Origin of the sequence: Collinsella sp. i05-0019-G5 (assembly GCF_042851345.1) — a bacterium.
In the GTDB taxonomy this organism is placed as follows: Bacteria; Actinomycetota; Coriobacteriia; order Coriobacteriales; family Coriobacteriaceae; genus Collinsella.
Genome location: NZ_AP031421.1, coordinates 1,653,061 through 1,665,873, shown reverse-complemented (window position 1 = coordinate 1,665,873; position 12,813 = coordinate 1,653,061). Strand labels below are relative to the sequence as shown.

Here is a 12,813-nt window from a genome sequence, read left to right as displayed (position 1 = left end):
ACAAAGGTGCCTGTCCCCTTTGTGATGGTTTTGGAATTAAGCCTGAAAGGTGTCGCGGTCGGGGGCGAAGGACTGCATGGCCGCGATGGTACGGTCGAAGAGCTCGGGGAGCTCCCAGCCCAGCATCTCGGCACCCTGCGTAATCACGTCGCGAGAGCACCCGGCGGCAAAGCGCTTGTCCTTGAACTTTTTCTTGAGCGACTTGGTCGTAAAGTCCATGACGCTCTTACTCGGACGCATGATGACGGCAGCACCGATCAAGCCGGTGAGCTCGTCGCAGGCAAACAGGATCTTTTCCATCTGCAGCTCGGGCTTGGGCAGCGAGGTGTTGAAGTCCGACGTGTGCGTCTGAATGGCGCGAATGAGATCGGGAGAGGCGCCCTCGCCTTCAAGGATCTCGGCCGCATAGATGGTGTGGTTCATGGGGTCGTCCTCATGCTCCTCCCAATCTAGGTCGTGCAGCAGACCGACGATGCCCCAAAACTCCTCGTTCTCGGGGTCGAACTCGCGCGCAAAGTAGCGCATGGTGCCCTCGACCGTTTCGCCGTGGGTGATGTGGAACGGGTCCTTATTGTGCTCGTTGAGCAGTTCGAACGCGCGATCGCGGGTGATTCCGGCGGAAAGTGGCTCTGCCATAAAAGACTCCTTGTGCTCGCAGGTATCGCTAAGAATGAATACTACTAGAACGACTAGAACGAAAAAACCACCACAAAGGTGCCTGTCCCCTTTGTGGTGGTTTTTGGCGCGGATGGGTTAGTTGAGGGCGGCTTGGGCTAGGCGGGCTTCGGCGGCCTCCTCGGTGACGCCCAATGCCACGGCGAACTCCTCGATGGAGCGGCGCTTGGCTTCCTTGAGTACACGCATATAGTAAGAGCTGGGCTTTTTATCGGCTTCCTCGGCCTGGCGAATGCGGTGCATCATGGTCTTTGCCACGCGGACCGTCTCGGGCGCGCCCAGCTTGAGCTGCTGCTTAAAGTGCGTCTCCTCAAGCGAGCTGTTGCGCTCGGTAAAGGTGTCGCACTCCAGCTCGTCGTAGTGGCTCAGCAGGTGCTCGGCATCTTGCTGCGAGATGGCAGCGTGCAAACGGTCGGCCTGCGCCACGGGGTACATAAGGATCGTCTGCGCATGTCCCTGCTTGGTCTCGAGCAACAGCATGGGCTGCGGCGTGTCGTCCCTAAAACCGACGACGGTGCAGACTCCCTGACCCGGATGAATGACGTGTTGACCGATTGAGAACATGCTACCTCCAACTTATACGAATTTACGTATGTCTAGAATAACACGCTGACGTGCGCAAATCCTCACTTTATGCAGGAAAAGCACACAACTCTGATAGGTAAGAGTATTCGATAAAAGACACAGCTCATCCACACCTTTATGCATTTTCAACGCGTGCATAATCTGCAGGCAGACCGGCATCTTTGAGTGAGTCCATACAAGCTGTAGTCAATTTTGTGCATATGCAATTTCGATTGGCTTTACCCTGCGACAGTGTCCGTCGCTTGTGATAGAGTGCTACAAACTCTGGCTTTTGCCCTACGAGTGACCAAGAGCTCGGGGGCTTTAACACAAGGAGGATCTATGCCCGAGAAGATTGAAGAGCTGGTACGCGCTGCGCTTGCTGCGGCCCAGGAGGCCGGCGACCTTTCCGCATTTGAACTTGACGATTGCGCTATCGAGCGACCGGCTGACACTTCTCATGGCGAGTGGACCTCTACCATGGCCCTGAAGTCCGCCAAGCTGGCCCACTGCGCCCCGCGCAAGATCGCCGAGGCCATCGTTGCCCATATGCCCGAGGATCCCGCGATCGAGAAGGTTGAGATCGCAGGCCCCGGTTTCATCAACTTCTACCTCTCCGTTGCCGTCAAGAATGCCATCTTTGGCGAGGCTCGCGAGAAGGGCATGGACTTCGCTAAGTCCAACGTCGGTGGTGGCCTGAAGACCCAGGTCGAGTTCGTTTCCGCCAACCCCGTCGGCCCCATGCACATCGGCCACGGCCGCTGGGCCGCGCTGGGCGATTCCCTTTGCCGCGTCATGGACCACGCCGGTTACGACATCCAGCGTGAGTTCTACATAAATGACCACGGCTCTCAGATGAACACCTTCGGCAACTCCATCAGCACGCGCTATATGCAGCTTGCCGACATCATCGCCAAGCAGGGCGTTGATATCGACGAGGCTCACAAGCTGCTGATCGCCGACCGTGACGCCTTTGTTGCCGACGAGAACGACGAGCATCCCGAGACCCATCCGTATCAGGACAACTTTGCCGAGACTCTGGGCAAGGACTCCTACGGCGGCGACTACATCATCGACGAGGCCGCCGAGTTCTGGCGCACCGACGGCGACAAGTGGGTCGACGCCGATCCGCAGGAGCGTATGGAGAGCTTCCGTGAGCGCGGCTATGTGAAGATGGTCGACAACATGCGCGACCTCTGCCATGCCGTCAACTGCGACTTCGATCGTTGGTACTCCGAGCGCTCGCTGTATGTGAAGGACACCGAGGGCGAGACCGCCGGCACCTCCGCCGTCGACCGCGCTTTTGAGAAGCTCGACAAGATGGGCTACCTCTACACCAAGGACGGCGCCCTGTGGTTCCGCTCCACCGATCTGGGCGACGACAAGGACCGCGTCCTGATCAAGTCCGACGGCGAGTACACCTACTTCGCCTCCGACGTCGCCTATCACTGGGATAAGTTCCAGCGCGTCGATCACGTCATCGACATCTGGGGCGCCGACCACCACGGTTACATCGAGCGCGTCCGCTGCGTCTGCGACGCTCTGGGTTACCCCGGCAAGTTCGAGGTTCTACTGGGCCAGCTCGTCAACCTGCTGCGTAACGGCAAGCCCGTCCGTATGTCCAAGCGCAAGGGCACCATGGTGACCCTGCAGGAGCTCGTCGACGAGGTCGGCTCCGATGCCGCTCGCTACACGCTCATCTCCAAGAGCTCCAACCAGATGGTCGACTTCGACATCGAGGCCGTTAAGAAGCGCGACAACTCCAACCCGGTCTATTACGTGCAGTACGCTCACGCTCGCGTCTGCTCCATCCTGCGCCGTGCCGCTGACGTAACGCCTGAGCAGGCCGACGAGATGGGCATGAAGGCCGTTGCCGCCAAGGCCATCGGTGAGAACGTCGATTACTCGCTGCTGACCGACCCGACCGAGCTCGCCCTTTCGCGCAAGCTTAACGAGCTTACCGAGCTGATCGCCAGCTGCGCTCGCGACCGCGCTCCGTTCCGTCTGACGCACTTTGCCGAGGAGCTCGCCGGTGACTTCCACAGCTTCTACGCTGCCTGCCAGGTTCTGCCGAGCGAGGGTCGTCCCGTCGACCCCGAGCTTTCGCGTGCCCGTCTGGCCGCTTGCGATGCCGTCCGCGTGACGCTCGCCCTGGTGCTCACCCTCGTTGGTGTTTCCGCGCCCGAGCAGATGTAAGCTACGGGTCATTTGACCGCGCAAGTTTGGTTTAACTAAGCCTTGAAAGCCCGATCTCCCATATTGAACTGCCTCCCATTTCTTGGACATGAGAAATGGGAGGCTTTCTTTATGCGCGTTGATTTGAGAGTGAAGCATGATATCGAGGCCAGGAAGGCGGCCATAGGGCTCTTCGAGCTCGGGCACGGGTATAAATCTGCCGCGATTGCCCTTTCGCTTCCCGTGGAAGCCGTGAGAAGATGGCAGGAGATATACCGCGCATTCGGGAGCGAGGTGCTGCTGCGCATGGACGGAAAGCAGGGCAGGTACACATACGAGCAGAAGGTCGCCGCCGCCTCCGCCGTCGTCGACGGCGGCATGACGAAGACCGAGGCGATGGCGGCGTTCGGCATAATGTCGATGTCGCCGCTCAAGAAGTGGTGCGCGCTATACCGCCGGGGCGGCGCGGAGGCCCTGCGCCCGAGGCCCAAGGGCCGGCCGAAGGGTTCCAAGGCGAGGCCGCGGACCCGCGAGGAGGAGCTCGAGGAGCGGTGCCGTAGGCTCGAGGCCGAGGTGGCCTACCTAAAAAAATTACGCGCCCTGGTCGAGAGGGACGGGCTCTGACCAGGGCGAAGGCCGAAGCGGTCGCGGCCCTGCGCGCCGAGGGGCACGCGCTCGGGCACCTGCTCGCATGCGCCGAGCTCAAGCGGTCGACCTACTACTACGCCCTCGCGCACCCGCCGAGGCCCACGCGCCCCGAGCTCTGGGAGGCGGCCGCCGAGATCTTCTCGCGCACCGCCAACGGCTGCGGGCACCGGCAGATAGCGATGTGCCTCAGGGCGGAAGAGGGGGCCGTGATAGCCGACAAGACCGTGCTCAAGATGATGCGCGAGATGGGGATTCGCTGCGGTATCAGACGCGAGACGGCCTACCACAGGTACAACTCGTACAGGGGCGTCGTCGGCAGGACGTTCGAGAACGTGATCGCGAGGGATTTCGACGCCGGGGCCCCGTGGCGGAAGCTGGGAACGGACGTCACCGAGTTCAAGGTGGCGGGCGGCAAGGCCTACTGGGCCCCGACGCTGGACTTCTGCACCAAGGAGATCGTGGCGAGCGACATATCGACCACGCCCGACATGGCCCAGCAGGTCAGGATGCTCGACGAGCTGCTGTCCAAGATCCCCGAGGGCGCCGCCCCGACCATGCACTCGGACCGGGGCTGGCAGTACCAGCACGCCTCGTACACATCCAGGCTCGAGGCCGCCGGCATCGTCCAGAGCATGTCCAGGAAGGCGAACTGCATCGACAACGCCGCCACCGAGCAGCTCTTCGGCCACGTCAAGGACGAGTTCTACCGGGGCCGCGAGTGGGAGACGTTCGAGGATTTCAAACGCGACCTGGAGGAATACATAGTCCACTGGAACACGAGCCGGAGGCAGGTAAGATTGAAGGGCCTGACCCCGGAGGAGTTCCGGAATCAGGCCCTCGCGGCCTAGTCGCTATTTAGGGCGTCCAAGATTTGGGACGTAGTTCATATGGAGGTCGGGCTTTTTTGCAAACGCCGACGTATTGACGAATTTGGAACTGCTGGAAATACGAAACTATGCCGGTTTACTACGATGAATTGAGATATTCCAACCACGCCGGCTTTTAGCTAAAAAGTGCAAGGCATCTACCTGCACTGATAATTGTTCTCGGGGGAAGCGGGCACTGCGGGGCGCGGCAACGGCGCGCGATTTCCGCGTCGCAGCGCTACCCTGATGCTGAATGCCGGGACGATGACCCACTGACCTGCTGACGCCTCTTCGGCCGTCCTCAAATCCGACCTGTCTCGCCCCGGCATCCGCGTCCCGGAGTCCTGCCATGACCTAATAGGAGCATGAGCGCGGACAATCGGACAAGCCAATTGGATTGTAGCGCTCCCGTCAGTGCAATGTCTGGGAGACCCGGGCGCGGAGCAGGCGGCAGACCGAGGGGAGCGAAAATGGAAGGCGAAACGGTCATCGCGGGCGTCGACACGCACAAGGACGTGCATGTTCTGTGCCTGCTCGACGGCCTCGGGAGGAAGATCTGGAGCGGGAGCTTCGGGGCCGACCCCGAGGGCTACGACAGGCTGGCGGAGGCGATAGGCGACCCGGGGAGCTGCATGGTCGTCGGCGTCGAGGGCACGGCATCGTACGGGGCCGGGCTGACAAGGAGGCTCGTGGAGCTCGGGTACAACGTCGTCGAGGTGCTCAGGCCCAAGAGGGACAAGGTGAGGCCCGGCGAGGGGAAGAGCGACCCGCTGGACGCCGAGCGCGCGGCGCGCAAGGCGGCGTCCGGGAAGGGCTGCTCCGTGCCGAAGTCGCAGGACGGCTGGGTCGAGGCGGTGCGCCAGCTCTACGTCGCGCGCAGGCTGGCCGTCGCGACGTCCACGTCCTGCGTGGCCTGCGCGAAGTCGATGCTCACGACGGCCCCGAGCGCCCTGAGGGAGCGGTTCAGGGGCCGCGAGCGGCCGAAGGACCTCATGCCGCTGCTCGCGCGCGGGAGGAAGGCGGGCGACGCGCTCGAGGAGAGCGTGCTGGCCTCGCTGCGGTCCGTCGCGGCGGTCTGGAAGGAGGCCCGCAGCCAGGTCGAGTCCCTCGACGAGCGCATCCGCGCGCTGCTGGAGGCGAACGCGCCCGCGCTGCTCGGCGTCGAGGGCTGCGGCACCACGACCGCCGCCGCCCTGGTCGTGGCCGCCGGCGACAACCCCGGCAGGCTGAAGGGCGAGGCGGCGTTCTCGATGATGTGCGGCGCCTCCCCGATCCCCGCGTCGAGCGGGAAGACGGACCGGCACAGGCTCAACCGCGGCGGCAACCGGCAGGCGAACTGGGCGCTCTACGAGATCGCGATCAAGCGCATGGCGTACGACGAGAGGACGAGGAGGTACGTGGCGAGGCGGACCTCCGAGGGGAAGTCCCGGCGGGAGGCGGTCCGCTGCCTGAAGCGCTACATAGCGCGGGAGGTGTACCACGTGCTCATGGACCCGAACCCCGACGGCGCCGCGCCGGAAGGCCCCGAGCTCGCGAAGATGCGCAAGGCGATGCGGGTGACTCAGAAGAAAGCCGCCGCGGAGCTCGGCCTGTCCGCAGCCACACTCGGGCACTTGGAACGGGGGAAACGGCGGTCGACGAAACTGGAGAGGAGGTATTGCGAGCTCCTGTGCGAATTGGAGAGAGCGCTCCCGCAAACTGCCTCTTGACAACTTATAGGAGCGTCGGTTTTAGTTCAACAAGTTTCGGAGTGGTCGCGGTTGAGCGATTCATCGTAGTAAACCGCCATAGTTTTGGCGGAGGCAGTCAGATTTGTGGGTGTTAAACCAAAGAGTGTCCCTTTTGAATAGTCGTTTAAGAACGTCCTCAATGACTAAGTTGCAGGTGGTGGCGGTTGTGTTACACTAACGCTGCGTAATTGACGCAATCATCTCGATACAGATCAATGATGTCCGTCGTTTTGAACGGAACTAGACTGTTTAGCCGCCCTGAAGGTTTATGCAGGGAGCATGTGATCACAGGGCTTGAAAAGAAAGTTGAGCAAACACTGTGTCTGATCAACAGCAAGAAAACGAAATAACGACGACGCAAGCCGCTCCCGCTGCACCGGTTGCGTCGGACCAGGTCGCGGCGCCCGCGCAAGCCTCGGCTCCTGAGACGCCTAAGGCTGCTTCGACGCCTACGCCTGCAGCGGCTGAGAAGGCCGTGCCTGCAACTGGTGAGGAGGCTGCTCCGGCAAAGCCCAAGCGTACGCGCCGCACGACCAAGCCTGCTGCTGACGGCGAGGAGGTCACCAAGCCCAAGCGCCGTACTACGCGCACGACGCGCGCCAAGCGCACCGTTGCAGCTGACTCCTCGGCGCCGATTTCCGATGAGGTCGCGCAGGCACGTGCGTTGGCGCAGATTAGCGAGGCTCAGGTGGTGCGCGCCCGCCGTCGTGCTGCCGAGCGTGAGGCCGCGGCTCTGACCGAGCTTGCAGCCCCGTCTGTGCCCGAGACCCCTGCCGCCGACCAGCCGACCGAGAAGTCGGTACCGCGCACACGCCGTCGCACGGCTGCTAAGGCCGAGCGGGTTGCCGATCAGGTAACCCCCGAGCTCACCGAGGCTTCGGTCCGTTCCGCGGCAGGGGAGGGCACATCGCCTGCTGAGCCCGCTGCGCCTGTCGAGGCCAGCGAAGTTCCCGTTGTCGATCCGGCTTTGCGCCCGCACCGTCGCGGTCGCAAGCCCAAGGCCTTCGTCGAGGCCGAGAAGGCCGCAGCCGCAGCCGCCGCCGCTCGGGATGCTGCGGCGACCGCCGAGTCTGCAACCGCTGCCGATGCACCCGTCCAGGATGCCACGACTTCCGAGGCCGTTTCTGCCGATGTCGAGCCCGCCGACGTCCGTCCAGGTCGCAGCCGTCGCACTGCTGTTAAACGCACGTCCAAGGCTAAGGCCGCCAAGAAGGGTACGTCCGAGGATTCCGACGAGACGACCGCCGATGCATCGACTGATGCCGCCGAGCCCCAGGACGTCGAACAGCCTGCGTCCGAGAAGCCCAAGCGCGGTCGTAAGAAGTCCGCTAAGGCCAAGGCGTCCGAGCATCAGGCTGATGTCGAAGCGCAGGTCGATTCTGGCGCCGAGGCCAATGAAGCCGCTGCGGTCAATGCCGACGCCGCCACAACCGATGGTGCCGCGCCCGCCGAGGCCGAAGACGGCACTCGTTCCAACCGTCGCCAGCACAAGCGCAACGAGGAGCGCAACGATCGCAAGGACGAACGCAACAACGACCGTCGCAACCGTCAGCGCGATCGCAAACAGCGCAACAAGGAGCGCAACGCCGCCCCCACCGAGCCCACGCTTTCGCGTGAGGAGCTCGCTGCCATGAAGGTCGCCGAACTGCGCGAGAAGGCCAAGGAGTTCGAGATCGAGACGACCGGCAAGAAGAAAGCCGAGCTCGTCGAGGAGATCTACGTCACCGCCGCGAAGGCCGAGGGCTTCCGCGACATCAAGGGCATTCTGCAGATTCGCCCGGACAGCTCCGGCATCATCCACGCCCATGGCTATATGAAGTCCAACGACGACGCCTTCGTGCCCGCCTACCTCATCCGCTCCGCGCGCCTGCGCACGGGCGACGTTATCGAGGGCTCGCTGCGTCCTTCGCGCGGCGGCGACAAGCGCGCCGGCCTCGCCAAAATCACGACCGTCAACGGTCTGGACCCCGAGCAGATTCGCAACCGTCCCAAGTTCGGCGACCTCACCCCTGTCTATCCCAACGAGCCGCTGCGCATGGAGCACGGCAAGGACTCCATTACCGGTCGCGCCATCGACATCGTGTCGCCGATCGGCAAGGGTCAGCGTGGCCTGATCGTGTCCCCGCCCAAGGCCGGCAAGACCACGATCCTCAAGAAGATCTGCCAGTCTATCTCGATTAACAACCCCGAGGTGCACCTCATCTGCCTGCTCGTCGACGAGCGCCCCGAAGAGGTCACCGATATGCAGCGTTCCATCAAGGGCGAGGTTGTGGCGTCGACCTTCGATATGCCCGCCGATAACCACACTCGCGTGGCAGAGCTTGTCATCGAGCGCGCCAAGCGCATCGTGGAGCTGGGCGGCGATGTTGTGGTGGTGCTCGACTCCATCACGCGTCTTGCCCGCGCCTACAACTTGGCGGCGCCCGCCTCAGGCCGCATCCTTTCGGGCGGCGTCGATTCGGCGGCACTGTATCCTCCCAAGCGCTTCCTGGGTGCAGCCCGTAATATCGAGAACGGTGGCTCGCTCACCATCCTGGCCTCTGCCCTCATCGACACCGGTTCCAAGATGGACGAGGTCATCTTTGAGGAGTTCAAGGGCACCGGCAACATGGAGCTTAAGCTCGATCGCGAACTGGCCGACCGCCGCATCTTCCCGGCTATCGACCCCGTTGCCTCCGGTACGCGTAACGAGGACCTGTTGGTCGACGAGCAGATGCGTCCGTTTGTCTTTGGTCTGCGTCGCATTCTTGCCGGCATGAACAACACCGAGCGCGCAGCCGCGTCGTTCATTAAGGGTCTTAAAGGCACCAACACCAACCAGGAGTTCCTGGTGCGTTCGGCCAAAAAGCACAGCGACTACGAGCAGACGTTCTAGGCTGTCATCCACGCGCAGCGATAGCCATCAATGCGATAAAGGGTCGGGGCTTGCGCCTCGGCCCTTTTCCATATCGCGTATCCGCGCTTATTTTTGACCATAAGACTGGCAAGCAGCAGGTTTCCCGTTTCAATCCGACATCGTCGCTTGCAATCGACGGGGCGGTTTCGCATAATAGCTTTTAAGCTTCGCGACGGATAACGCAGATGAAACGAACCATATACCGTTGCTTTGGGGCATAGCCCCGCTTCATCTTCTCTCGCGCAGCCAACTGAATGATGCGATTTGGGTGCTGGAAGATGGGGAGAGCTCATGGCTTCTTCTGAAGCAACACAACGAGCAGTCCTTGCCGGACTTTCGTGCGGGATCGGCCTTGCCGCTCCCGTGGTTATGTATGCCGCGACGCTACCGTTTTCGTCGGTGAACGAGACGGTCGTGGCGGGTGCGGTTCCCTTCGCCGTGGGCGCGGTGGCGGGCGTGGGTATCTATGCCGCCTCGCTGGGTATCTCCGAGTACCATGCGCAGCGTGAAGAGCGTCTGTTCCAGCCCGATGCCATGGGCGGTGCCGCCAATCTCAATCAGCATCAAAGCGAGTTCAAGACCGCCTCGATTCCAGCTCAGCAGCAGGATGCGACTCCTTATGCTACCGCTTCTGCTTCTCAGGCTCAGTCGGAGCAGTCTACCTCGGCATTCCTTTCCGGCCTGACTGGTGCGTTCCAGCGCCGTCATACCGATGATGGTGTCCCTACCATCGCTCGAGCCGCAGATGCTATGGACGAGGACGAGGCTTGGTCCATGATCGACAGTATGCTCGACGACGATTCGCCGGTGAGCTGCGACCCTGCACACTCGCGCGACGTCTATCAAGTCGCCATCGACGAGCTCACCAACGGCGGGCAGACCGGCTCCTTCAATCGCGACGACATCGCCGCCGCGGCACGCGCCGTATCTGGCTCCCAGGCCGCCCCTGCGGGCAGCACGGCGGCTTTCGTGGCACTCGTCGCCAACGCGGCAGCCAATAACGCCTACAGTGCTACCTCGGCGGACGCGAACGCTTCTGCCGACAATTCGTACGTTGATGAAGCCATGGCCGCGGACGAGGAGGCCGTTGCCGCCCGCCGTGCCGCCGAAAGCTCACTGTGGGGCGCTCCTGCCCAGCAGCAGGCGGCCGAGGCTGCGCCGTACAATGCAAACCTCGCCAGCATGCCTATCATCTCCGGTGCCGCGGACATCGATCTCGATGACCTCGATGAGCCTGCAGCCATCACCGCATCGATTGATGCCCAAGATCGCATCGACACCGGCGACCTTCCGGACGCCTCGCTCGAGGTCGATGTCCCCATGGCCGATTATTCGGGCCACGAGGACATGTGGGCCGCCGCCACCGCGATTCTGGATGAGATTGACGAGCCCGCTCCTGTTGTAGCGCCCGCTCCCGTCGCTGCCCCTCAGTCTGCTGCCCCCGCCTATGTCGGCCGTCACAGCGCTGTGCTCCCCGAGGATACCGCCCGTATCTCGCGCGAGAGCATCGAGCGGGCCGAGGCTATTGCCGCCGGCATTATGGAAAATCGTCGTCACGAGCGCGTCAATCAGATCCTCGAGGAAGAGATCGAGCGCCTGCAGTCCTCTACCGCCAAGCGTACGGGCCGTGCCTATCTGAGCGTTATCGAGGGCGGTACCGCCAGCTTTGCGCCGCTCCGCGCGGAGGCATAACTTCTGCATGGTTAAGATCAATCGAAAATGGGCGGTCGTGACCTGCCTGATGGCGCTCTTGATCTGGGGCAATTCGCTGGTTCCCGGCTCGGGGTCGGGCTCGCTGAGTCTAACGGTCATGGAAACTATCCGCGGTTTCCTGCACGGCGTGGGACTTCCATATGAATGGGTGACCAACTTCGTTGTTCGCAAGTGCGCGCATTTTACCGAGTATATGGTGCTCGGCATCCTGGCAACGCACGCCTTTGATTTTGAGGGCCGGCGCACCTTTGACGTGCTGCTGCCCACGGCGGCGTTCCTGCTGCTGATTCCCTCGATCGACGAGACGATTCAGCTCTTTGTGCCGGGACGCGCCGGCATGATCACCGATGTGATGATCGACTACTGTGGAGCGGCAACGGGCGTTGTGCTCAGATATCTACTACGATCGCTCATATGTGCCAAAAAGGCCGCCTAGGACGTATGTTTGGTCCTAGGCGGCCTTTTTTATTTGAGGACTTATATGAGGCGTGGTGGCGTCGTTCCGTAGGTCGGATTTGCCGGGCGCGCCACGCCCTGTGGGTGCGTCTGCTACTGAAGCGCCTGTGCGCCCAGGGCCAGGCAGCCCATAATGCCCTGCTTGCCCTCGAGGCTGTTGTTGACGATGTAGTTATCGATGTCGTTGACCTCGGGCGTGACGATATAGCCGTTGAGCATTTCGGCACACTTTTTGCGTGCGAGCGGCACGATGGGGGTGTGGTCGGCCACGCCGCCGCCGATGATGATTTTTTGCGGTGCGTAGCACAGCGTGTAGGTCATGAGCGCCTGTGCCAGATAACCGGCGAGCAGGTCCATGGCCTCCGGGTCATCGGCCACGTCTCCGGCGCTCTTGCCATCCCAGCGCTTTTTGACGCCGGGGCCGGCGATGAGGCCCTCGAGGCAGTTGTCATGGAAGGGGCAAGCGCTATGCTCGCCGATGGTGTCGCGCGGGTCGCGCGTGACCAGGATGTGGCCGGCCTCGGGATGCATCATGCCGTGCGCGAGCTTACCGCCCGAGAGCACGCCAGCGCCCACACCGGTACCGATCGTCAGGTACACCACGTCGGTGAGGCCCTGCGCGCAGCCAAAGGTGACCTCGCCCAGGCAGGCGACGTTGACGTCGGTGTCGTAGCCGCAGGGAATATTGAGCTCGTTTTGGATAGTGCCCAGCAGGTCAAAGTAGCGCCATGCCGTTTTGGGCGTCTCCAGGATCTTGCCGTATTGGGGCGAAGCGGGGTTGACTGCGGTGGGGCCAAATGCGCCGATGCCCAGCGCGGCGATGCCCTTGTTCGCAAACCATGCGTTGACGGCCTCAACGGTCTCCTGCGGGGTCGTGGTCGCGATCTGCTCACGCTCCAGGACCGTACCGTCTGCATAGCCCGTGGCGCAGACCATCTTGGTGCCGCCGGCCTCGAGCGCTCCGATAAGCTGCTGTTCTGCCATAGTATTCCTCTCTCTGGGACGAGTTGCTCCGTGACTAAAGTATAGGGCTCTAAACCATTTAAGAAAGCGCTATAAAAAGAAGCCTCGCAACGTGGCGGGCGGTGCG

At 62.4% G+C, this 12,813-nt stretch carries 10 protein-coding genes; 7 read left to right on the top strand and 3 right to left on the bottom strand.

Translation table 11 applies throughout. From position 1 onward, the window contains the following. Positions 1-36 precede the first annotated feature (36 nt). Both ACGHIZ_RS07885 and ACGHIZ_RS07880 read right to left on the bottom strand, forming a co-directional pair. Complete coding sequence (locus tag ACGHIZ_RS07885) at positions 37-636, bottom strand: HD domain-containing protein (RefSeq protein ID WP_055252329.1); 600 nt, start codon at positions 634-636, stop codon at positions 37-39. 117 nt (positions 637-753) lie between these two features. After that, positions 754-1,239, bottom strand: a complete 486-nt coding sequence (locus ACGHIZ_RS07880) for a CarD family transcriptional regulator (protein ID WP_006235480.1) — start codon at positions 1,237-1,239, stop codon at positions 754-756. 342 nt (positions 1,240-1,581) lie between these two features. Between ACGHIZ_RS07880 and argS the strand changes: the two genes are divergently transcribed. The 7 genes from argS (at position 1,582) to ACGHIZ_RS07845 (ending at position 11,703) form a co-directional block, all read left to right on the top strand. Further along, complete coding sequence (argS, locus tag ACGHIZ_RS07875; protein WP_161194524.1) at positions 1,582-3,435, top strand: arginine--tRNA ligase; 1,854 nt, start codon at positions 1,582-1,584, stop codon at positions 3,433-3,435. A 111-nt stretch (positions 3,436-3,546) separates the two neighbouring features. Beyond that, positions 3,547-4,038: a helix-turn-helix domain-containing protein gene (locus ACGHIZ_RS07870; protein ID WP_117736974.1), complete on the top strand. Its 492-nt coding sequence runs from the start codon at positions 3,547-3,549 to the stop codon at positions 4,036-4,038. After that, positions 4,005-4,910: an IS3 family transposase gene (locus ACGHIZ_RS07865; protein WP_199411040.1), complete on the top strand. Its 906-nt coding sequence runs from the start codon at positions 4,005-4,007 to the stop codon at positions 4,908-4,910. The genes ACGHIZ_RS07870 and ACGHIZ_RS07865 overlap by 34 nt, the downstream gene beginning before the upstream one ends. Positions 4,911-5,398: 488 nt before the next feature. Then, entirely contained in the window at positions 5,399-6,637 is a 1,239-nt protein-coding gene (locus ACGHIZ_RS07860; protein WP_390446719.1) for an IS110 family transposase, read from the top strand. Positions 6,638-6,977: 340 nt separating this feature from the next. Beyond that, positions 6,978-9,533: a transcription termination factor Rho gene (rho, locus tag ACGHIZ_RS07855; RefSeq protein WP_225093696.1), complete on the top strand. Its 2,556-nt coding sequence runs from the start codon at positions 6,978-6,980 to the stop codon at positions 9,531-9,533. A gap of 312 nt (positions 9,534-9,845) precedes the next feature. Continuing rightward, entirely contained in the window at positions 9,846-11,246 is a 1,401-nt protein-coding gene (locus ACGHIZ_RS07850) for a hypothetical protein (RefSeq protein ID WP_390447328.1), read from the top strand. 7 nt (positions 11,247-11,253) lie between these two features. Further along, positions 11,254-11,703: a VanZ family protein gene (locus tag ACGHIZ_RS07845; RefSeq protein ID WP_225093694.1), complete on the top strand. Its 450-nt coding sequence runs from the start codon at positions 11,254-11,256 to the stop codon at positions 11,701-11,703. Positions 11,704-11,816: 113 nt separating this feature from the next. Here the strand turns inward: ACGHIZ_RS07845 and ACGHIZ_RS07840 are convergent, their stop codons facing one another. Beyond that, positions 11,817-12,707, bottom strand: a complete 891-nt coding sequence (locus ACGHIZ_RS07840) for an ROK family protein (protein ID WP_390447325.1) — start codon at positions 12,705-12,707, stop codon at positions 11,817-11,819. Positions 12,708-12,813: the final 106 nt, after the last annotated feature.